Genomic DNA, 25,165 nt, shown 5'->3' on the forward strand with positions numbered 1-25,165 from the left:
ATGATTATTTCTTCTGCAAATGACTACCGTGAAGCCGCACGACGTCGTTTACCACCATTTCTTTTCCATTACATCGATGGTGGTGCATATGCGGAATATACACTGAAACGCAATGTGGAAGATTTATCAAAAATTGCGTTAAGGCAGCGTGTTTTAAATGATATGTCGCAGTTGAGTTTAGAAACCAAACTGTTTGATGAAACTTTGTCAATGCCAGTTGCCTTATCACCTGTAGGGCTTACAGGAATGTATGCACGTCGTGGTGAAGTGCAAGCTGCTGTAGCTGCCGATAAAAAAGGGATTCCTTTTACATTATCAACAGTTTCAGTATGCCCAATTGAAGAAGTTGCACCTGCCATTAATCGTCCAATGTGGTTCCAATTGTATGTGCTGCGTGATCGTGGCTTTATGCGAAATGCTTTGGAACGTGCGAAGGCAGCAGGCTGTTCAACTCTCGTCTTCACTGTAGATATGCCTGTTCCTGGGGCACGTTATCGTGATGCACACTCAGGTATGAGTGGGCCAAATGCAGCAATGCGTCGCTATATGCAGTCATGTTTCCACCCACATTGGGCGTGGAATGTCGGTCTGTTAGGACGACCACATGATTTAGGCAATATTTCTAAATATTTAGGTAAACCGACTGGCCTTGAAGATTATATCGGATGGTTAGGTAATAACTTTGATCCATCTATTTCATGGAAAGACCTTGAGTGGATTCGTGAGTTTTGGGATGGTCCAATGGTGATCAAAGGGATTCTTGATCCTGAAGATGCGAAAGATGCAGTACGTTTTGGCGCAGACGGTATTGTGGTTTCAAATCATGGTGGTCGTCAGCTAGATGGTGTTTTATCTTCTGCACGTGCGCTTCCGCCAATTGCAGATGCGGTGAAAGGCGATATTAAAATTCTAGCGGACTCTGGTATTCGTAATGGCTTGGATGTTGTGCGTATGCTGGCATTGGGTGCAGACACGTGTATGCTTGGTCGTGCATTTGTATACGCGCTTGGTGCGGCAGGCGGTGAGGGTGTTTCGAATTTACTCGATTTAATTGATAAAGAAATGCGCGTTGCAATGACTTTAACGGGTGCGAAAACAATCGCTGATATTACTTCAGATTGTTTAGTGAAGTTAGAGAAAGAATTGGTGGGGTGATTCCTACTTTATAAATAAATGTTTCTCATATAAATGTTTCTCATATAAAAGTATCGCTATTCATAGATAATCCCTCCCAACCTCCCTTTAAAAAAGGGAGGAGCTATACCAACTAGGAATAGTTTTGGGTGAAAAGTCCCCCCTTTAGAAAAGGGGGGACTTAGGGGGATTTGAATAATTGGAAATAACAACTATGAACACCCAATCCTCTGCTAAACACACCATTCAAAACCTCATCGCTATTGTCGGTAAACAACACGTTTTAATTGATGATCATGATACTCGGCTCTATCGCCAAGGTCGTCGTTATGGATCAGGTCAAGTCCTTGCTGTAGTTGTTCCGGGCACTTTGCTTGAGCAATGGCAAGTCTTACAAACTGCTATAAATGCAGATTGTATCGTAATTATGCAAGCAGCAAATACAGGTTTGACAGGTGGCTCAACGCCATTTGGCGATGATTATGATCGTCCTGTAATTTTAATGAGTACACGACGCTTAGCTGGTATTCAAGTCATTAATGAAGGTCAGCAAGTGATTTGCTTACCAGGTGCAACACTGGATCGACTTGAAAAAGAATTAGCACAATTTAATCGTGAACCCCATTCTGTGATTGGGTCGTCATGTATTGGTGCATCTGTTTTAGGTGGTGTGTGCAATAACTCTGGCGGTGCATTGGTGCGTCGTGGTCCCGCATATACAGAATTGGCACTCTATGCACGTATCAATGAATCTGGCGAATTAGAGTTGGTAAATCATTTAGGTGTACATCTAGGTACGACACCTGAAGAAATTCTAACGAAGCTTGAGAATAAAAATTACCAAGCCGATGATGTGATTAACAATTCAGATTGTTGTGCATCGGATCATCGTTATGCACACGATGTTAAACAGGTCGATGAAAATACCCCTGCGCGTTTTAATGCTGATCCATCACGATTATTTGAGGCATCAGGCTCGGCAGGGAAAGTTTGTGTCTTTGCTGTACGCTTAGATACTTTCGAGAAAATACCCAGTCAGGTGTTCTATGTCGGTACAAATTCACATGATGATTTGACTGAAATTCGCCGTTTCCTACTCAAAGATTTACCACGCTTACCGATAGCAGGGGAATATATTCACCGTGTTGCTTATGATATTGGTGCTGAATACGGTAAAGATACATTTATGTTTATCGAGAAATTTGGTACAGCCAAAGTACCTGCTGCATTTGCGATGAAAGATAAAGTCGATGGGTATTTAGAAAAAGTAGGCTTACGTGGTTTATCAGACAAAGTCTTACAACTAATCACCAAATTTATGCCAAGCCATTTACCGAAACGTATGAATGAGTTTCGGGATTTGTATGAGCACCATCTGGTGATACGAGTTGAAAATCAGGATGTTAAACAGGTCGAAGTATTTTTAAAAGACTATTTCCAAAATAAAACATCTGGTGATTATTTCCACTGTAGCGATGAAGAGGGACGTAAAGCATTTTTACATCGCTTTGCAGTCGCTGGCGCTGCAATTCGTTATCGAGATACCCATCGTTCAGAAGTCGAAGACATTGTGGCACTGGATATTGCATTACGCCGTAATGACCGTGAATGGGTGGAAACTTTACCTAAGGAAATGGATGATTTAATTCTGCATAAATTGTATTACGGGCATTTTTTATGTCACGTATTCCATCAGGATTATATTGTCAAAAAGGGTGTAGATCCTTTAGCCATGGAACATCAAATGTGGCATTTACTGGATAATCGTGGTGCGGAATATCCTGCTGAACATAATGTTGGGCATTTATATATTGCCAAGCCTGCTTTAAAAAATCATTATCAAAAGTTAGATCCGACCAATAGCTTTAATGTCGGAATCGGCCAAACCAGTAAATTAAAATACTGGAAGTAGCGATGAAATAATATCAACAGATGATAGATGTTAATAATTTCATGAATCAGCTATATTCATATTGAAGATGGCTGATTTTTATTTTTGCTGTCCTAGTTTTGAAGAAATAACTCCAAGAACCAATGCGCTGATTAAAAAAACCAAAGCAGCATAAAGTATGGAATAGGTTGTAAACCAAACAGCCAAGGTGGCGATCACCACGATGGTGGTACAAATGAGCAGAGTCAGCCCTGTATTTTTTGCTACGGTTGAAGGCTGATTTTCTTGTAATTGGCTTGCTTCATTATTTATGGGTTCATAGATTGCGTTATTGTTTACTCCATAAAAGAAATAGGGATGATCATCAAAACGAGCTAGATCTGCTCTTTGAAGTGCGGAAAATTCATCGCGATTGCTATGATCATATTGAAAATTTTCAATATGTTGTAAGGGTTGAATTAAAAAATTTGCATCATTTGAATCTATAGGTAATCCACTGGTTCTTAATAAGATATATTGTGGGTAGTGTTGTTCAATGAGTGACTTAAATTGTTTAAATTGAAAGTTATTTTCAGTTCCAAAAATCGCTGTAAAAATAGCTTGATGGTTTTCTAAGTTAATTAAAGCCTGCTTTTGATCAACTACTAAATAAGCATAATAATGATCGCCAAAGGTATCTTGGTAGTCTTCTAAATTATCAAGCAACCGTTCATCATTTAGATCTAAATCATCTGTGTATTTCGCCCACAGAATATGATCTTGCTTAAATAACATGAGCCATAGAATGGGAATAACAGCGTTTGCCTCAAGTTCAAAAGATGCTGTTTTGAAAAAATTAGCCCATTGATTTTGACTGCCTACAGGCATATGGTTCAAATGCGAACTCGTTAAAAATACTGGATGGCTCATATCGTTAATATGCTCAATTTCTAAAACTTTTTTATAAGCATATTTCAAAACTGCTTGGTTTAATTCTAGAAATTGTTGTAAAGCTGTATATAGAGAATCATAGTTGCCATTGTTTAACGCTATATTTACTTGCATGATTGACTCTATCTACGTTGAAAATAACAATAAAAGTCATCCCAAAAATGTTAAAAATAGATAAAGTAGTATGCAACAAGTTGCAAAGCCAAACATTAAAGGATTCACCATGACAACTAGCTATGCAAATATTTTAAAACCGCTTCATTTGGGATTTACGACCATTAAAAATCGTGTCGTGATGGGTTCAATGCACACGGGTTTAGAAGATCGTTTTTATAATTATCCCAAGCTTGCTGCATATTTTGGGGAACGTGCAAAAGGTGGTGTTGGGCTGATCATTACAGGCGGTATTTCACCGAATCGTCAGGGTTGGTTGCTTCCTGCGGGTGGAACAATGAACACTTTGGGTGATATCGCGCCACATCGTTTGGTCACACATGCTGTACATAAGCATGGCGCAAAAATCCTCATGCAAATTTTACATGCTGGACGTTATGGATATCAGCCATTTGTTGTGTCTGCGAGCCCAATCAAATCGCCTATTTCTGTATTTAAGCCACGTCAAATGAGCGAGAAACTTATTCTTGAAACGATTCAAGATTATGCTGAAACGGCGAGCCTAGCAAAAAAAGCGGGTTATGACGGCGTGGAAATTATGGGTTCGGAAGGTTATCTTTTGAATCAGTTTTTAAGCCTGCATGTCAATCAGCGTGAAGATCGTTGGGGCGGCCCAATTGAAAACCGTATGCGTTTTGCAGTAGAAATCGTAAAAGCGATTCGTGCAAAAGTTGGTGAAAAATTTATTATTTGTTTCCGTCTGTCGATGCTGGATTTAGTGCATGATGGTAATACCATGCATGAAGTTATTACGGTTGCACAAGCTTTGGAAAAAGCTGGAGTGACTTTATTAAATACAGGGATTGGTTGGCATGAAGCACGTATTCCAACAATTGTGACCTCTGTACCACGTGCTGCATTTGTAGATTACACAGCAGAAGTCAAGAAGCATGTATCTGTACCTGTGATTGCATCTAACCGTATCAATATGCCTGATACTGCTGAAGAAATTTTAGCATCAGGAAAAGCAGATATGGTGCAAATGGCACGCCCACTATTGGCAGATGCTTTTTGGGTCAATAAAACTGCAACCAATCGCGTTGATGAAATTAATACCTGTATCGCATGTAACCAAGCTTGTTTAGACCATAGTTTCCAAAATAAACGTGCGAGCTGTTTGGTTAACCCGCGTGCCGCTCATGAAACAGAACTGGTTTATATTAAAACCAAGAAGCCGAAAAGAATTGCTGTAGTGGGTGGTGGTGTTGCAGGGATGTCTGCGGCAACAATTGCAGCTGAACGAGGCCATCATGTGACATTATTTGAAGCATCAAGTGAAGTTGGTGGTCAGTTTAATTTGGCAAAAGTAGTTCCTGGGAAAGAAGAATTCCATGAAACTATTCGCTATTTTAAAGTGCAGATTGAAAAAACTGGTGTAGATTTACGTTTAAATACCAAAGTGAATCGTGAACAACTTGAACGTGAAGGCTTTGATGAAGTTGTGGTTGCAACGGGTGTTATTCCGCGAGATCTGAAAATTGAAGGCAGTGATGCACCGCAAGTTTTATCTTATGCTGAAGTTTTACGTGGTGCAGCAGTAGGACACAGTGTCGCTGTAATCGGTGCAGGTGGTATTGGTTTTGATGTATCTGAATATTTATTGAAACCTGAACATCAACCGCAACCTCAGCCTTTGTCAGATTGGATGCGTGAATGGGGAATTGACCCAAATCCAAACTATATGACCGAAGGTGGTTTTGTTCCTGCCGAAGTTGAGCCGCCAATTCGTCAGATTTATTTAATGCAACGTAAAACTACGCCTTTAGGTATAGGCTTAGGTAAAACCTCTGGTTGGGTACATCGTGCGCAATTGAAAAAGCATGCGGTAAGAATGATGCGAGGTGTGCAATACAAAGCTGTGACCAATGAAGGTTTATGGATTGAAACCAATGGTCATGATCAACTTTTACGTGTTGATACGATTGTCGTCTGTGCAGGGCAAGAGTCTGTGAAAGATTTAATGCCAAAAGAAGGTGAGTCGACATTGGCCAATTATCATATTATTGGTGGTGCGAAACTTGCTGGTGAGCTTGATGCAAAACGTGCAATACGTGAAGGTGCTGAATTAGCAGCTAAACTTTAAGCAAAAAATGCAAAATTGATGAAACAATATGCATTTGAATACTTTAAGCTTATATTTCTCTTGTCAGAAATAAAAAAGCTTAGTATTCTTGCGCACATGGAAGCGTGGCAGAGCGGTTTAATGCACCGGTCTTGAAAACCGACGAGGGTGTGAGTCCTCCGTGAGTTCGAATCTCACCGCTTCCGCCAGATATCTAAATAAGCCCTTGTTTTTACAAGGGCTTATTTTTTGTCTGTGATTTTACCCCTCAATATACCCCACATCAAAATGTAGATGCATTAATCCTTATTGATACTTTATTAGTACCTTTCCATAAAAGAGTTGAGGATCTCTAAAAGTAAAATTGCATCAACAGTACAACATTCGTATCGTAAAGTGTTCAAAGATGAGAATCTCGAAGTTAGTCGAAGCACTATGATTACATCATTACCTAGACCATCAGATTTGATATACATCAAGCATTATGACAGTAAAAAATTACGATCTTTCAAATCTGATATTGCTGGTTTCTATTCGGGACATGGACTACTTTGTAATTGGAAATTTGACATCCTAAAAAATTTTACTTCGAGTGACGAAGGCCATAGTAGTAAAAATATGGATCAGTTTATGAAAGGGTATGTGACCTCTACAAAAAGTAAGCCTTCAAAACCTAAAAAGGAAGCAATTCAAAATGAGATAAAGGTTGAAGCCGAGAACTCTACTGAAGCAGAAGCTATTTCTAAAAAAGAACTGCCCATTGCTCTTGAGGGCGAAGCTGTTTTAAATACTGTACCAACAGCTCAACCCGACCATAAGACCGAAAGAAAAAATGTAGTTGCTAATAAGCTCAACAGCACAGTTGAATCAGAATCCGATTTGTACATGAGATAAATGAACAGGACACCAAAAAGGGCTAAAACGATGTGAATCAGTTCAGGTTTAACAAACTCAATAGGATCAGGAACTTCTAGCACTCCTTTGTTCAATTTATACTGTTTATAGTATTTGTGGATAAATTTAAACAGTGGTTTCAAAACATAAGTAATGCATACACCAAACAGAAGGGAGGTACAACAAAGTGTAAAGTCTGTAAGTTAACATGGAAGTTACGGCCTAGTTATGGAAATAAAATATTAATAGCGAAAAAGTGTCGGAATAGGTGGAGCTAGTACAACTTAACGATATATTACACCACTCTCCTGGAGTAGCAATATCGTAGTCCTACGGTCTCCCTTAAGGGTTTGAGATTTTTTATTTGAGTTGAAGTAGCTTTCCTTTTTCAGCAGAGAGTTGCCTGTTTTTAATGTGTTTAATTTAAAAAAATAAACTATAGATAAATTAATCACATATTTGAATTAATGTGTTAAGTATTATTTTTTTGTTTACAGAATTATATCAATTGATAATAATTCAATAAAACTATCTTATACTACGTTCAATATGAATTTTAAAAAAATGAAAAATACTCAAATATTCATTATGTTAAGTTTGTTGGGGTCTTCAGTTTATGCGGCAGATCCACAATTACGTCCAGAGTTAGAAACAGATAATGTGCAACGCCAGCAACAACGTGATGAAGTATTACAAAAACAAATACAGCCTACGGCTACAGTACAGACAGGCTTAGATCAAAGCCTACAAAACAAACCACAACTACAATATTTAAAATCACATAGTGAAGAAGTGTGCTTTGAGATTAAAAAGTTTGTATTGCTCGGTGAGGATGCAAAGAAATTTACTTTCGCAATGCGATCGGTCACTCAAGGTGAACATAATCTGATTGGCCGATGTCTTGGCGTACAAGGTTTAAATCAAGCTTTAGATCTTGTTCAAAACAGTATTATTAGTCATGGTTATGTGACAACGCGAATTCTTTTTCCTCAACAAAATATTGCTTCTGGTGAAATTCAATTAAAAGTCATTGCGGGGAAAGTAGATCAGATTAAATTTGTAGCAGGAACGTCAAAGCGGGCACATCAATTTAATGCATTACCTGTGAAGTCTGGTGATATTCTTAATATTCGCGATATTGAACAAGGCCTAGAAAATTTTAAACGTGTTCCTACTGTTGAGGCAGATTTTAAAATAAAACCCTCAGAACAGAAAAGTGAACCAGGATATAGCGATCTTGAGCTGAGTTGGCAGCAGCCAAAAATGTATCGCGTTTTTTTAGGTATCGATGATTCTGGTTCAAAGTCTACGGGGAAATATCAGGGCACGGCAACAGTTTCACTTGATAACTTATTAACATTGAATGATATTTTTTATTTCAATTATTTCCACGATTTAGGTGGTGGTGATTCAGGTAAAAGAGGCACAGATGGTCTTTATATAAATTACAGTGTTCCATTTGATTATTGGGTTTTATCAACTAGTTATAGTAAGTCAGACTATTTACAGACGGTTAGTGGCGACAGCCAAAGTTATGAATATAGTGGTAATTCAGAATTAATGAATCTTGATTTATCACGATTAGTCTATCGTGATTCACATCGTAAAACGACTTTGGGTTTTGGTGGATGGTATCGAGAGTCGCAGAACTTTATTAATGATATTGAAGTTGAAGTACAACGCAGAAAAACAGCGGGTTGGAAAGCGACTATTGATCATATTGAATATTTTTCAAATGCAACATTCAATGGAAATTTAACTTATAAACGTGGTACGGGCGTATTTTCTGCATTAGCAGCACCTGAGGAAGATTTTGGGGAGGCATTTACTCGAACGGGTATTTGGCAAACGAATCTTAATTTACAAGTGCCGTTTCAAGTGGGTAAACAAGCCTTGCAATATAGTGCTGAATGGCGTGGGCAATATTCTAATCAGCCATTAACAGCTCAGGATCGTTTTTCTATTGGTAATCGTTATACCGTTCGTGGATTTGATGGTGAACAGACCTTACTTGCAGACAAAGGTTTTTTAGTTCGTTCTGAATTAAGTGGTTCAACCATGCAGAAACCACACTATTGGTATACAGGGCTGGATTATGGTGAGGTTGGCGGACGCAATGCTTATTATCCGAACCCGTTACCAGGTACCAGTTTATTGGGGGCTGTAGTTGGTCTACGAGGCCAAGTCCGCAGTGTTAATTATGATGTTTTTGCAGGCGTACCATTGAAGAAGCCTGACCATTTTCAAGCAGATGATTATACCGTTGGTTTTAGTTTATTTTGGAATTTAGGTAATACCTTAACAAAGACCAAAAACTATCAAAATCAAACCTTTCAGTCACCTATTGTGCAAGTTCAATAAAACAATTAATTTTTTTGGAAAAATATAATGAATAAGAACCTATATCGTATTATTTTCAGTGAAGTTCGTGGCATGTTCATTGCAGTTGCTGAAAATACGAAAAGTAAAACTAAGCAAGCAGGTCAAAGTGGTGCGATCACAATGACTGAAGCATCCAATTCGATAAAACCAATTTATTATAAGAAATTAAATGTCTTAAATTACTTTATGGCATTGTCTTTGGGGGCATTGACAATCAGTATGCCACTGTCAGCAGTGGCTGAAAATAGAATTGTTGCCGATAATAGTGCGCCGAAACAACAGCAAGCAACCATTCTCAATAGTAGTAATGGTGTACCCCAAGTCAACATTCAAACACCTTCAGCAGGCGGTGTGTCACGCAATACCTATAGTCAGTTCGATGTAGAGCAACAAGGTGTCATCTTAAATAATTCACGCAATAATGCTCAATCCCAATTAGGCGGATGGGTACAAGGTAACCCTTGGTTAGCCAAAGGCGAAGCAAAAATTATTTTAAATGAAGTGAATAGTAACAATCCAAGTCAGCTTAAAGGCTATATTGAAGTTGCAGGGCAAAAAGCTCAAGTGATTATTGCAAATCCAGCAGGTTTGGTATGTGACGGATGTGGTGTTATTAATGCGGATCGTTTCACACTCAGTACAGGGGAAGTGGTACTTAAAAATGGTTATTTAGATTCATTTTTAGTGCGTGAAGGACAGATTGTTATAGATGGAAAAGGCTTAAATGGTAGTTTAACGCCCTATACTGATATCTATGCGCAAGCTTTAAAAGTCAATGCTGGGTTGTATGCGAATAATTTAACAGCCATTTTGGGTCAAAATGATATTCAGATCAGTACAGATGCAAGAATATCATCCAACCCAGTGACAGCTACTGTTCCATCACCTAAACCAGCATATGCATTAGATGTTGCACAGCTTGGTGGAATGTATGCGCAAAAAATTTATTTAGTGGGTACTGAGCATGGATTAGGGGTACGTAATGCTGGAAATATTAATGCCAGTAATTCAAATCTTATATTAAAGATCAATGGTGATTTTGTTCAATCAGGGAGTATTATTGCCAATAAAGATGAACTTGAAATTCAAGCTAAAAATATTGCCAATAGTGGTAATCTAGGCAGTTCACAACATAAAGTAACGCTTAATGCAGAAAGTATTCAAAACAGTGGTTTAATCAGTACTCAAGATGAAATAAAAATTACAGGAACAGAACACCTGAATAATGATAAAGGGATTATCAATGCAGGTCGGATTGATATTTCAACAAAAGAGTTCAGTAATCAAGAAGGTCGTATTCAACAAATTGGTCAGCAAAAGCTGATTGTTAATGCCGATCATATTGACAATACCCAAGGTAAATTGGGACAGTATTTTGAGGAGGCAACCACAACTACACCTGATCCAAAACCAACTACGCCAGATGTAACACAACCTGAAAATTTAAGTACTTCATTAGATCAAAGCAAAGTTGAAGTTGTCAAAGAGACAGAAGTAAATATTAAATCATTTGTTGATGGTCAAATGAATATAACTGGTGGTATAAATAATCATTCAGGAAAAATCATTAACAATGGTGAAGTCAATTTAAACATTAAGAATAGTATCAATAATACAGAAGGTGAGATTAAGCTCCCAACGTTAAATTTTACAGGAGAAAAATTTGATAACCAAAAAGGAAAAGTTTATAGCAATCAGATCAATATTCAAGCAGGTGTAATTGATAATACTTCTGGAATGTTGATATCTGAAAATCAACTTCATTTAGATGCTACAAATTTAAATAATAAAAATGGTTTATTACAGGCTGAAACGACACTTGAACTCAATGTAGAGCAAACATTAGTGAATGAAAGTGGTCATGTCATTTCAGCAGGAAAACAAACCACCAATGCGGGTCAAATTCAAAATCAAAAAGGCGTATTTGTATCATTAAATAATGATTTATCAATGGCAGCCAAAGAAATTGAAAGTCAATCAGGCAGTATTAGTGCACAAGGCATAGTGATTGCGACTGACAAACTGAACAATAGCAATGGGATAATCCAAGCAAAAACTAGAAATATTCAGCTTGATGCTACAGAGGTAAATAATGATCAAAGTGGTGATGGATTAGGTCGTATTATTGCAGAGAAAAATATAGATATTCAAAGTGACACTGTATATAACGCAGGTCAAATTTATGCAGGTGATACTCTAAGCTTAGATACGCAAATGCTTCAACAAAATGGACAAGTTGCTGCATTGAATAAAGTTAACTTATCAGCGGATACAGTCACGAGTAATCAAAATGCACAGTGGATTGCAGGTTTAGAGCAAACAGGTGAATTGAGTGATAATACAGCTCAACTCACCATAAAAGCGAAACAATTGCAAAATGCTGGTACTAATATCTCTACGGGAAATATCGAACTTTCTGCCGAAGATATTCATTTAAAGTACAGTGAAAATCTGGCAAAAAATATCACCATTGGGTCAAAAAGACTTGATGCATCTGATGCCAAAATGATTGCAGAACAAAACTTAAATATTGAGGCTTTGCAGGGAATTAATAATCAAAGTGGTTATATTAGTGCAAATAATGTTTCATTGAAAACGACGATTATTGATAATGATAAAGGGGTTATTCAGCACCTTGGCAATGATCAATTTGTATTAGATTTAACAGGTGATTTGGAAAACAATGCAGGTAAAATCATAAGTCATGCAACCAATACTGAAATAAAAGTTGCCAACCTTTATTCTGATTTTGGAGAAATCCAACATACTGGTCAGCAATTAGATATTGTCACCCATGATTTAAGTTCAAAAAATGGCGAAGTTCAAACACTTGGGCAATTGAATATTGATGCAAAAAACATTGATATGACACAAGGTGTAACGACAAGCGCAGGAATCAATATCGTTGCTGATACCTTATCTCACCAAAAGGCGACTTTGCTACAAACAGACAAAAGCAAAAAATTAAATATTCAATTGAATGGTGAGTTAAACAATCAACAAGGTATTTTGAGTTCAGCAGGAAATACAACGATTCAAAGCCAAGAGCTTAATAATACGCAAGGCTTCATTCAAGTTGAAAATAATCAAAATTTATCAATTAATAGCACAGCTTTGAAGAATAATAGTGCTCAGATTATTTCGAGTGGGAAAACGGATTTAATCACCACACAGTTAGAAAACAAAAAAGGTGAAATTTATTCAAAAGATTCATTGAGTATTGTAAATAACCAATTTATTGATAACCAAGAAGGTATAATCACATCCCAGCAAGATATTACACTGACTTCAAGTGCTTTGAATAATAATCTGGGCTTTGTACAATCCGATAAAAATGACCTGAATCTTACGGTTGCAGATGAATTATCAAATATAAAGGGTAATATTCAAGCGAACCAAAATTTAAATGTTCAAACAGGGCAGTTAGAAAATTTACAGGGTCAGTTGGTTTCAGGTCAATCACTTCAACTGAATGTACAACAGTTAAATAACCAATCTGGGCAAATTTATGCTTTAGAAAATGCTGATCTTCAAATTGCTGGAGAGTTCGATAACCAACAAGGGTTAACAGCTTCAAATCAGTCACTTTCAGTAGCTGCTGATCAAATCAATAATGACAAGGGACAAATACGTTCAGAAAAAAATACACTTGATTTAAATGTAAGCCAAGCGTTAAGTAATAAAGAAGGTTTGATCCTTTCAGAAAAGCAGATGCGCTTAAACACGGGTGATGTCGATTCAAGTCAAGGTAAAATTATATCGAATGATGATTTAAATCTTGTTGCAGATTATGTGAATAATCAGCAAGGAACAATATATAGTGAAGGCAATATAAAGTTTGATGTTACTGCGCTGAATAACGAAGAAGCTTTGGTTTCAGCCCAAAAAGATATTGATGTTATTGTACAAAAATCAATTAATAATGATACAGGTGAAATTTCATCGGTTGTAGGTTCAATTCAAACAAAACTTGGTGGCAACTTTAATAACTCAAAAGGTAAGGTGATTGCTAAACAGAATTTAGCAATGACTGCAAACAATATCAATAATGAACAAGGGTTATTGGTTGCCAATCATTCAACAGCGATTGAAACACAAAATAATATTAATAACCAACAAGGTACTATTTATGCAGCACAAGATTTAGCAATTAAAACAAGAGAAGGGCAATTTATACACGTTGAAGAACCTGCTGTTCCGATTTTAGCAAGAATGAATTATAGATTGTTGAATGGTGATGATTCATATAACTCTGAAAGAGAAACAGATGAAATTGTACAACCCACAGTCAGTGGGTATGTTTCAGGTCCTAGTATCGACAATCGACAAGGACAGATGATTGCAGAAAAAGGCAATTTATCTGTGGATGTCGGTGCAAAGCTAGATAATTCAACGGGTAAGATTCATGCTCAGAATATGTTAAATATTCAAGCTGGATTATTGGATAATCAAAAAGGACAAATCGTTAGTAATAATCTCAGTGAGATTGTGTCCACAGGTGGAATTAATAATACGGAAGGTCTGATTTATAGTGAAAATCAGCTATCGATCGATGTACCTGGGCTGATTCCATTACCTCATCCAAACGATGAGGAAATGGCGGTATTTGCCTTAGATTATGTTGAGCTAAATAATAGATTGGATGACAGTGTAATTGTTCCTATTGAGGGCTCAATTCTTGATTCAAATGAAAACTTACAAGAATCGATTGATTATTCTCTGCAAAATGTCAAAGGGAACATCATATCTAAAAATGACGCAATACAAATCTCAGTTGCAAAAGATTTAGATAATCAACAAGGTTTAATTTCAGCTCAGAAAAATATTGAGATTAACAATGCGCGACTAGCGAATCAAAATGGCAATATTGTTGCAAATCAGTCAATCCGTATGGATTTGCAAGAAATTAATAACAATCAAAATGGATTAGTTTACTCACAATCTCCTTTGAATATTTATGTTGAACATGGCTTAAATAATGCTTATGGAAAAATAATTTCTGAACAAAATGCGGCATTACAAGCATCGAGTATCAATAACTTACAAGGCGTTATACAAGCTCAAGATGGTTTGGATATTCAGGCGTACAATCATTTAAACAATGTTCAAGGCGTAATTAACTCTGTTAAAAATATCAATTTAAATACGTATAATCTTGATAATACCCAAGGGGAAATCAGTTCAAAAGCTACTGTTCAGATGGGAGTAGAATATTTAAATAATATCCAAGGTACAGTGTATGCAGAAGACAATTTAACTGTTAATGGTACTGGCTATATCAACAATGAAGAGGGTCTACTCGCTGCAAAACAAGCTGTTTCAGTAAATACATGGGCATTGAATAATAACAAAGGGCAACTACGTTCAGAACAAAAAGGGCTTGAACTGCATGCATTGGGTTCAGTCAGCAATGATGAAGGTTTAATATTAGCGACAGAAAATTTAGTTTTAACAGCACAAGATACAAGCTCAGTCAAAGGAAAAATCATTTCAGACCAATCTGTTTCAATGAATACAGCGGGATTGAATAATACAGAAGGTACAATTTACGCCAAAGATGCGCTAGCGATCACAGCATCTGGAACGGTGGCGAATGATCAAGGTGCGATTGCTGCCAAAAATAAAATTGATTTAACGGTTGCTGATTTAAGAAATACAACAGGGCAAATTCTATCAGAAGCAGATGCAATTCGATTGACCAGTACGGGAAATGTTGGAAATCAATCTGGAGAAATATCGGCGCTGAAAGGTATTGATGTTAAAGCAGCGAATATTTCTGCTGTATCAGGTAAATGGATCAGCGGTGATGCTTTAACCATTCAAGCCAATGATATTGATAGTCATCAAGGTACGATCTATGCAGAAAAAGACCTGAACATTGATGCCAGTGGGAATATCAATAACAATTTAGGGATTATGGTTGCAAAACAACAGGTCAATGTGAATGCCAATAGTATCCAAAATGACGCAGGCAAAATCCGTTCAGAACAAGCAGGTTTAAATATCACAACCCAAGCGCATGTGAGCAATCAGGCTGGTGAGATTTATGCAGTTCAAGACCTCAATCTACAAGCCAATACCGTTGATAATCAAAAAGGCTTAATCAGCTCTAGTGCTGCAATGGATCTTGCTGTGAATGATGTTAATAATACACAAGGAACAGTATATGCAGAAGATACCTTAAAGGTTGATGGCTCAGGTGATATCAGTAATGAAGAAGGTCTACTTGCTGCAAAACAAGCTGTTACGGTCAATACTGGATCATTGAATAATAATAAAGGACAATTACGTTCAGAACAAAAAGGGCTTGAACTGCATGCATTGGGTTCAGTCAGCAATGATGAAGGTTTAATTTTAGCGACAGAAAATTTAGCCTTAACTGCACAAGACACAAGCTCAGTCAAAGGGAAAATCATTTCAGACCAATCTGTTTCAATGAATACAGCGGGATTGAATAATACTGAGGGTACAATTTACGCCAAAGATGCACTAGCGATCACAGCATCTGGAACGGTGGCGAATGATCAAGGTGCGATTGCTGCCAAAAATAAAATTGATTTAACGGTTGCTGGTTTAAGTAATACAACAGGGCAAATCCTATCTGAAGCAGATGCAATTCGATTGACCAGTACCGGAAATGTTGGAAATCAATCTGGAGAAATATCGGCGCTGAAAGGTATTGATGTTAAAGCAGCAAATATTTCAGCTGAATCAGGTCAATGGATCAGTGGCGATCATTTGACTATTCAAGCGAATGATATTGATAGTCATCAAGGTGCGATCTATGCAGAAAAAGACCTGAACATTGATGCAAGTGGAAATATCAATAACAATTTAGGGATTGTAGTTGCAAAACAACAGGTCAATGTGAATGCCAATAGTATCCAAAATGATGCAGGAAAAATTCGCTCAGAGCTGGCTGGTTTAGACATTCAAACTCAACAAAAAGTGAGTAATGTCGATGGTGAAATCTATGCTGTTAAAGATATCAACTTGCAGGCAAGTGAAGTAGATAATCACAATGGTCAAATCAATTCTACAGCTACAGTGAATCTAGGGATCAACTATTTAAACAATAATAACGGTATTATCTATGCTGACGATGCATTAAAAGTTGATAGCTTAGGTAACATTGATAATATTCAGGGCACGATAGCGACCCAAAATAAGTTGTTACTCGAAGCTGGTAATTTAAATAATCATTCTAGTGGTAAGATTTACGCTAAAGCAGCGTTAGACATGAATGTGTATGATTTAGATAATACTCAAGGGAGTATTTATACAGATGATGATTTGATTTTAAATGTTCAGAATGTAAAAAATACATCAGGTCAAATTGCCGCCAATAATATGCAAATCGCAGCTAAAGGTAATATTTTTCAAAATATGCAAGGACGTATTCTTGCCATTAGTCAGCTAGATATTACATCGAAAGAACTCAATAACCGAGCTGGATTAATTCAAGGTGGGCAGGATGTTAAACTTGACCTCGGTGGTGAATCATTCATAAATAGTGATTCAGGGCTACAGGGTGGAATTTTAAGCCAAGGCAAGTTATCTATAGAGAATGCACGGTATATTGATAATACATATGGGCTTATTGCTTCAGCAGATGACCAAAATATACAAGCACAAACCCTATTAAATCAATCAGGACAGATACAGAGTGGTTCGGATTTAACGATTCAGCAGCTTAAAGATGATGGGGAACTATATAATACCGAAGCTGGAGCAATACAAGCGCAAGGAAATATTAATCTGATAGCAGATCGTGTATATAACACAGGTTTAGATAGCCATATTGCTGCAAATGAAAAACTCACGATTTATTCAAAAGCGATCAATAATGATTTTAACGTAGGGCCAAATAATATTGGTGGTTTAGATGCTAAAAATATTGAAATTTATGCAGATATTTTAAGCAATCAAGGTGGTGCCATCAGAGCTGTTGAGCAGGGTTCACTGCATATTAAAAACATTTTAAATAATAAAAATGGTCATATTTCTAGTCAAGATCGTTTAATTATTGGTGATAATGATAAAACTTTAAATATTTGGAATGAAAATGGCGAAATCATTGCAAAAAATCAATTGTCTATTTTTTCAAATCAATATTTAAATGGCGGTAAAGTCATTAGTCTTGGTGATTTGGAATTAGGATTAAAGCAAAGTTATATTAATACAAAAGCAAATGAACTCGCTGTTAATGATCATTTAAAAATCAGCAGTGATCAGGATATTATTAACTATGCTGAGCTGGCAGCAGGGAAAAACTTAGAGCTCAATGCAAAAAATATAACAAACTATTTAGGTGCAAGTATTGCTGGGATTGAAACACATTTATACGCTCAGAATAATATCTATAACGAAGGTTTGATTAATGGTGAGTTAACGCATTTACAAGCCAATCATATTGTGAACAATGGTGCAAAAATTTATGGAACTCAGGTGTCTATACAGGCTGATACCTTAAATAACCAGAGTAACCCTTGCGTTGGGGCAGTGCAGTGCTCTGCTTCTTCCTCAGGTGCAATTATCGCATCACGCCAAGACATGGATCTTGGTATAAACGTACTCAATAATCAATCTGGTGGTGAGGTTAAGGAGAATGCGCAAGATAACGCTTGGATCTTGAGTGGTGGTCAATTAAATATTGGTGGAAAATTAGACAGTGCTTATCAGGCACAAGGTTCTGCAAATGCCATTTACAATCGAAGCTCTCGTATTGAATCATTCGGGGATATGCAGCTCAATGCTGGGATAATTAAAAATCTGAATGACAACTTTACGACAGCTATAGGTCAGGTTGGTACAGCACAGCAACTTGTTTATATCCAACCCAAAGATAGTGCGACGAAAATCCCATCGAGTGAATTGGTGTGGAAAAATTGGAGTCGAGCTGGATTATACCGTTATAAAATTGATCAAACTGAACTTCCTGAAGATGTGGTATTGGGCAGTACAGCGATTCCTTACCTAGAGGTAACAAATTGTGTCGGTAGCGATGATAGTGAAGTGTGCGCAACCAATTATAAGAGTACAAATCCTGCATGGGCCTATTTTAAAATCACGCCACCTATGGAGCAGCCACAACCACCAACCTTAAGCGAACCAATAGCGCCTGCTGCCCAAACGAGTTGTGATACTGCAACCTATAATGAGCAATCTTGCCAAGCTTATCAGCAACAACTCGCTGATTATGATTCACAAAAGAAAATCTATGACCAAGTACAGCTAGATTATCAAACGGCTTTAGATGAATGGAAAAATAGCGATCAAAGTGCTTATGGTACCTTAGATGAAGCAATCACGGCGTATAACGAACAATTTATTCGACGGGAAATTAAAGCTTGGACACAATATGAGGTCGATCATACTGAATTTGAAAGCCATATTGTGACCTCTGCACCGGCAGAAATAATCTCTGGTGGTCAGATGGATATTACAGCAGATATTTTTACCAATGATAAAAGCCATGTATTGGCTGGAGGTGCACTGACAGGTCAAATTGGAACACTCGAAAATATTGACGGTGAAGGCATACACATCATTAAAGAAAAGGGCACTAGTCAATATACCAAATCTAGATGGCGTGGTGGATTCAAGCGTTACCATCAACGTGATTGGGATAGAAAAGTTGCTTATGAACCAGCAGACGTGATCACAACGATTGATTTACCTGTTGAACAATGGAAGCAATATCAGTCTCAAGCAAATCAACAACATCAAGTTGACCAATTAACAACGGGTGGTGCAGGTCATCGCAACGCTTCGGAAGTGAATGGCGCCAAGGTAGCCACGATTGCACAACAGCAGGCAGACCGTATTCATGCCAATGTAAATAATGGTCAAGCGACCACTGTCTCTCTAGGGCAAACTGAACAACCTGAAAATGCTAAACCGATCATGGTTAATCATGGTCAAGCGATAGATACACAAGACCGTCAGCAACAGCAGGATATTATCCCGCAAGACTTAACATTGGATTTGGCTGCTCATATTGGCAAAGATGATGTGAACTCAGCTCAACCAAATGATTTAAATCATGGTTTTAGTAAAGAGGGCAATCATGTTGTGACCCAACCAGATGCTTTAAATCATGGGCTTCAAGATATAAAAACAACTGACGTTCAGCAACAACAAGTTAAAATCACTGATGCGACACAACACAAAACCGTGGCGACAGATGGGTTACTCGCAACCAATGACCCTGAACAATATGACATAAGAATTATTAATCAAGACTTTATCAAAGTCCCAAGTAATGCTTTATTTATTGTTAACACTGCGAGTCAAGCAAACTATCTTGTAGAAACTGACCCTGCTTTTGCAGGTTATAAAAATTGGCTGTCTTCTGACTATATGTTGAATGCTTTAGGGGTAGATCCAGCATTGGCTCAAAAACGTATGGGCGATGGATATTACGAGCAACGTCTTGTGCAAGATCAAATTGCGAGCTTGACAGGTCGACGTTTCTTGAATGGGTATACCACGGATGAAGAACAATATAAAGCTTTGATGAACAATGGCTTAACCTTTGCAAAAACATATGGTTTACGTCCAGGTGTTGTATTAAGTGCTGAACAAATTGCACAATTGACTACGGACATCGTGTGGTTAGAAGAAAAAACAGTAGTACTGAGTGATGGTTCAACGACAAAAACGCTGGTACCACAACTTTATGTTAAATCGAATCAAGGTGACCTCAAAGGAGATGGGACGCTGATCTCAGCAGATTCGATTCGATTGAATGTCAATGGTGATGTACTCAACAGTGCCATCATTGCTGGACGTCAAGCGGTTGTGATCAATGCCAACAATATTGATATTTTAAATGGTCGAGTTCAAGCCAATCAGGTCGGACTGCGCACTCAAGAAAACTTAAATATCATCGGTGGTCAAGTTCAGGCAAAAGATGCAATTCGGCTGAATGTGGGCAAAGATTTTAATTTAGAAAGTTCAGTTCAAAGTAGCGAACATAAAGTCGGCGAAAGTGTTTTTAGTTATACAGGCATAGACCGTGTTGCAGGGCTGTATACGTCTAAATCATATGATCGTAGCAATTTAAAACCGACGATTTTAGTGAATGTTGGTGGCAATGCACAGCTTAAATCTGCTGAAATCATCAATGAAAATGGCGGGACAGCCATTGTTAGTCAGGGTAACCTGAATATAGACACGATTCAGACTGAAACAAGCAACAAAGGGTATAACAATAAAAATAACTTTAATTTTGAAGTCACGCAAAAGGATATCGGCTCGACTGTACAAGGCTTGGGAGATGTCTATCTGAAAGCTGACAATATCAAGGTCAAAGGATCAAACATTAGCAGTCAAGAAGGTTCAAGCATATTGACGGCTAAACAAGATATTGAAATCACTGCAGGTCGCCAAATGTCTGAATCTGAGCAGGCATTTAAGATCAAGAGTAATAGCTTATTGGGGAGTAAGACTGAACAGGGTCATGTTCACCACATGCAGGATGAGGCTATTGGTAGCTTGATTGAGGGCAAGAAAGTCGTCCTAGATGCCAACAACAATATCGATATCCACGGTAGCCAAATTGTGTCAGATGATTTGACACAGATTCAGGCAAAAAATAATGTCACCATTACTGCAGCGGAAAATAATTATCTCAACCAAGCAGAATACCGCACCAAAGAATCAGGTGTTACAGGAAGCCTGTCAGATGGTGTTGCCAGTGTAGGTTATGGAACATCAAGTATTCGTACAGCACAAAACAATACAACCACAGCATTAACGCAAAGCCAAGTGATCAGCCAACAAGGCAATACAACGATTATTGCTGGCAAAGATTTAACAACGGAAGCGGCTATTTTGGGTGCAGGCAAAGACCTACATTTACAAGGTGCAAATGTTTATCTGAAAGCAGACGATGAAACAACAAATCAGCATTCAGAGGTACAAAGCAAAAATTCTGGTGTATCTGTAGGTTTGACATATTCACCGATTACAGCTGCCGTATCAACCTATCAAAAAAATACAGACAATAACCAATACTCAGACAGTGCCGTTGGTCAAGTCATGTCACAAGCAGAAGCGATCAGTAAAGCAACTCAGGCTGCAATCACACCGATCGTTGTGACGGCTGGTAGTCATAAATCTAAGCAAAGCAGTGATTATAGCCATACACAAGCGGTAGTTACCCAAGCTACAGCCCAAGGCAACTTAAATATCATTGCGACTGAAGGCAATATCAACAGTCAGGGTGCACAGCTTGCAGCGGAAGGTGATGCGCTGTTGCATGCCAAAGAAAACATTAACTTAAACTATGCAACGGATCATGAGGCGCAAATAGCGAACAAGACTCAAAGTGGCTGGAGTATAGATAACCGGGATCACTCTGCGCCAGCAGGTACCTATAACACCAGAACACAAGGTGCTGGTAACATAGATAAAGTGACTGGCACTCAGCTTTCAGCGGGTGGAAAAACCACACTTCAAACGGAACAAGGCGATATCAATATCATTGGCAGTTCGGTTGCATCGCAAGGTGATGTAAATCTAAATGCTGCCCGAGATATCAATATTAAATCTGCACAAAACAGCCAAAACCAAAGTGAAAACAGTTCAAATAAAGGTATTGGTAGTGCGCAGATTTCAGATACAGAACAATTCTATGGCTATATGAAAGGTCAGAGCCAAAGCAATAGTAATGGTATAGAACAACAGCGCAGTCAAGTTGGCAGTTTAGGAGGAAACGTCAATATTCAGGCAGGCAACAACTACAACCAACAAGTTGCAGATGTCGCAGCTTCTAAAGACCTGAATATTACCGCCAAATCCATCAATGTATTGCAAGACCACAATACAGGCAGTTCAAACCAGTCCGCAGATGATTTAAAAGTCGGGATATTTAAACGAATCAGTTCACCGATACTCGACCTATTAGGTGCAGGAGATAAGGTTGCCAATAGCAAAGCCGATGACCGTACACAGGCATTACAAGCACTAGCAACAGGTGCACAAGCTTACCAAAGCTATAGCGATATCCAAGGCGGGGCATTATTTAAAGCAGAAGCAGGCATTGGATTTAGCACCAGTGAAAACCAACAAAGCAACAGTTATGCAAGCTCACAACAAAACAAAATCAGCGCAGGGAATAATGTCAACCTGACCAGTACAGCAGGCAATATTCACCTCCAAAATACCCAAGTCAAAGCCAAAGACACCATTCGCCTAGATTCAGCCAAAGACATCCTTTTAGAATCTGGACAAAGCCAAGAAAAAGCCGATGGCAGTAATAGCAATGCAGGCTTAAGTGTGGGATATGGCGTCTCTGTGGGTGCACAAACAGGTGTCTATATCTACGGAGAAGCAGGCTATGGCAAAGGCAGTAACCATACTGACAACACCCTTCAAAACAATACCACTTTACAATCAGAACAGCTGAACATAAAGAGTCAAGGCGATACCACACTCAAAGGTGCGCAAGCCACAGCCAACCGTATCGATGCGGATGTGGGTGGCAAACTGAGTGTGATCAGCCAACAAGACAGCGTCAATCAACAGATTGAACAAATGGGCGTGGGAGGTCGAGTACAGGCTTCACTGGGTACAGCATGGCAAGTGTCGGGTAATTACAGTAGCAGTGATGCCAATGGCAAATCCAACAGCGTGCAACAACAAACAGGCTTATTTGCAGGCGATGGTGGCTACCATGTCAAAGCAGACAGCGTCGACCTCAAAGGTGGAGCAATTGTTTCAACAGCAAGCAAAGACAACAATGAGCTGACTGCCAACAGTTTGACCTTTAGCAATATTGAAAACCAAAGTGCGTATGATGCCAAAAGTGTCAGCTTAGCAGGTGGAACCAGTGGCACAAATGATAAGGCCAGTAGCCAAACAAATAGCAAAGCAGCGACACCAACCAATAATGACAACTGGCGTAATGCAACCAGCTTTAGTCCAAGTCTACCACAGTCTGAATCAGACCAAGAGCATAGCACCACCTATGCCACATTAAGCGAAGGCAATATCAACATTGGAGGTAAAGCGACCACAACCACAGCGCTGGGTATAAACAGCAATGCCAATACCGCCAACAAAACACTAGACACCTTACCAAACTTACAAGACATCTTGGATCAGCAAAAAACTGTTGCAGATGCGACTTCTACAATTGCAGCAGCAACACGGACGTATAGTCAAAATCAGCAACAGCAAGCGGAGCTAGAAAAGCAAACTGAAAAGCAAAAAATACTGGGACAATTGGCTCAAAATAGTGAAGCACTGGATTATTATAAAAATCTAGATGCTGTAAAGCAGGAAGAATATTTACGCCAATATTCACCTGACTACGCTAAGGCAAGTCAAGCAAACCAAGACTGGGGCATGGGTGGCGATAAGAGCCGAGCAGTGAATGCTGTGACCATGGCAGTGACAGGCGCACTCGGTGGACAAACAGATTTACAAGTTGCAGCCAATACCCTTGCACCATATGCAGCACAAGTGATCGGCGGACAGTTTGGTCATGGTGAAGATAAAAACACCGCAGCGCAACTAGCAAGCCATGCGATATTGGGAGCAGCCTTGGCTTATGTGAATGGCGGTGATCCAACAGCAGGAGGCAGTGCAGCGGTCGCAAGTGAAGCAGCTGCGGATTATCTCACCAACCAGTATAAGGATAAAAAAGAATATCAAGATGCCAATGGAGAGTTCCAACCCAACTTATTGCCTGAGGAAGTAAAAACCCAAATCCGAGATCTGACCTCAGCTATAGGTGCTGTAGTAGGCGGTACAGTTGGAGATTCTGCGTTTGAAGCACAGCTTGCGGGTGTAGTTGGGCAGAATGCGGTGGAGAATAACTCCCAATTGGGTGATGATGCTCGTAAAAAAGTCAAAGAATTTTTTAATATGCTTTCAACTAAAGCAAAACATCCGATCGATCAAGGATCGATAAAAGGTGTTGGCAGTGTTGCAGATGGCTTGTTAATGATAGCGGATGCCTTTGGAGACACAGCAGTATCAGCCATACATTGCCCAGTTGGCAGTTCAGCCTGTACAGACGCAATGGAAAATAATCGTGAGAAAGGTCAGGCAGTTATTGATTTTTTAACAATCAATAATTTAAAGAAACAAGCAACAGCGGTTGAACAGTCTTATATAGATTTAAATAGTGGCGATCCAGAGAAAGTAGCAAATGCGCAAAGAGTTCAGGCAGAAGTGTTCACAAGTCTGGGGTTGAGTGCGGCGAGTATTAAGAAATTAGGTGCAATAGATGTTAAAAACGTAATCACACTAGAAAAGACTGGAATAACGTGGGGTAAAGGGATTAATAACCAAGGATTACCATGGGAAAAATATGTACAGTCGACAGCATCTCCTACAACAATTGATTTAAATTTAATTAAAAAGAATTTTGCAGCCTATGATCATTTTGATCCTAAAACTGGGCATGCTATAAGCGATAAAACGATGGATACAATAGGGTCAAAAACTTATCAGAATCCTTCTAAAATTACGTATCAATTAAATCAATATGTCGATCAAATGAATAAATTCACTAGTGATGGGAAAGGTAACTTTAGATTGCGAAATGATCAAATTAAATCTAAGGAAATGATGTTGGCAATTCCTTACAACACTAGTAAAATCCAAATCGATGCGATTAAGAGGTCGATTGATTATGCAAAAACCAAGAATATTAATATTACTGTAATTAAGGTTAAGTAAAG

General features: G+C 38.4%; 7 protein-coding genes and 1 tRNA gene. 7 read left to right on the forward strand and 1 reads right to left on the reverse strand.

What is annotated here, in order from left to right; translation table 11 throughout:
- Both lldD and dld read left to right on the forward strand, forming a co-directional pair.
- Positions 1 to 1,155, forward strand: coding sequence for an FMN-dependent L-lactate dehydrogenase LldD (gene lldD / locus ACY45D_RS06325; protein WP_463108933.1), 1,155 nt, complete (start codon positions 1 to 3; stop codon positions 1,153 to 1,155).
- A 193-nt stretch (positions 1,156 to 1,348) separates the two neighbouring features.
- A complete protein-coding gene (dld, locus tag ACY45D_RS06330) occupies positions 1,349 to 3,046 on the forward strand; it encodes a D-lactate dehydrogenase (protein WP_463108934.1) in 1,698 nt (565 codons plus the stop codon).
- Positions 3,047 to 3,124: 78 nt separating this feature from the next.
- On the opposite strand, the gene ACY45D_RS06335 is transcribed toward dld, so the two are convergent.
- Positions 3,125 to 4,069, reverse strand: a complete 945-nt coding sequence (locus ACY45D_RS06335) for a hypothetical protein (RefSeq protein ID WP_463108935.1) — start codon at positions 4,067 to 4,069, stop codon at positions 3,125 to 3,127.
- A gap of 109 nt (positions 4,070 to 4,178) precedes the next feature.
- Here ACY45D_RS06335 and ACY45D_RS06340 point away from each other — a divergent pair, with 109 nt between their 5' ends.
- The 5 genes from ACY45D_RS06340 to ACY45D_RS06360 all read left to right on the forward strand — a co-directional run bounded on the left by ACY45D_RS06340 (position 4,179) and on the right by ACY45D_RS06360 (position 25,163).
- A complete protein-coding gene (locus ACY45D_RS06340; protein ID WP_463108936.1) occupies positions 4,179 to 6,212 on the forward strand; it encodes a 2,4-dienoyl-CoA reductase FMN-binding domain-containing protein in 2,034 nt (677 codons plus the stop codon).
- 98 nt (positions 6,213 to 6,310) lie between these two features.
- Positions 6,311 to 6,400 (forward strand) — tRNA-Ser (locus ACY45D_RS06345).
- Positions 6,401 to 6,626: 226 nt separating this feature from the next.
- The gene (locus tag ACY45D_RS06350) at positions 6,627 to 7,085 is read left to right on the forward strand and encodes a hypothetical protein (protein ID WP_463108937.1); all 459 of its coding nucleotides are present in this window, start codon (positions 6,627 to 6,629) and stop codon (positions 7,083 to 7,085) included.
- Between the two features lie 588 nt (positions 7,086 to 7,673).
- Positions 7,674 to 9,446: a ShlB/FhaC/HecB family hemolysin secretion/activation protein gene (locus ACY45D_RS06355; protein ID WP_463109440.1), complete on the forward strand. Its 1,773-nt coding sequence runs from the start codon at positions 7,674 to 7,676 to the stop codon at positions 9,444 to 9,446.
- 27 nt (positions 9,447 to 9,473) lie between these two features.
- Positions 9,474 to 25,163, forward strand: coding sequence for a hemagglutinin repeat-containing protein (locus ACY45D_RS06360; protein WP_463108938.1), 15,690 nt, complete (start codon positions 9,474 to 9,476; stop codon positions 25,161 to 25,163).
- Positions 25,164 to 25,165: the final 2 nt, after the last annotated feature.

Source organism: Acinetobacter sp. BZX-2 (assembly GCF_055179795.1).

Bases quoted from the DNA above. Each gene is read 5' to 3' on its own strand.
- ACY45D_RS06355 (WP_463109440.1), top strand. From the start codon at position 7,674: ATGTTAAGTTTGTTGGGGTCTTCAGTTTATGCGGCAGATCCACAATTA.
- dld (WP_463108934.1), top strand. From the start codon at position 1,349: ATGAACACCCAATCCTCTGCTAAACACACCATTCAAAACCTCATCGCT.
- ACY45D_RS06350 (WP_463108937.1), top strand. From the start codon at position 6,627: ATGATTACATCATTACCTAGACCATCAGATTTGATATACATCAAGCAT.
- ACY45D_RS06340 (WP_463108936.1), top strand. From the start codon at position 4,179: ATGACAACTAGCTATGCAAATATTTTAAAACCGCTTCATTTGGGATTT.
- lldD (WP_463108933.1), top strand. From the start codon at position 1: ATGATTATTTCTTCTGCAAATGACTACCGTGAAGCCGCACGACGTCGT.
- ACY45D_RS06335 (WP_463108935.1), bottom strand. From the start codon at position 4,069: ATGCAAGTAAATATAGCGTTAAACAATGGCAACTATGATTCTCTATAT.
- ACY45D_RS06360 (WP_463108938.1), top strand. From the start codon at position 9,474: ATGAATAAGAACCTATATCGTATTATTTTCAGTGAAGTTCGTGGCATG.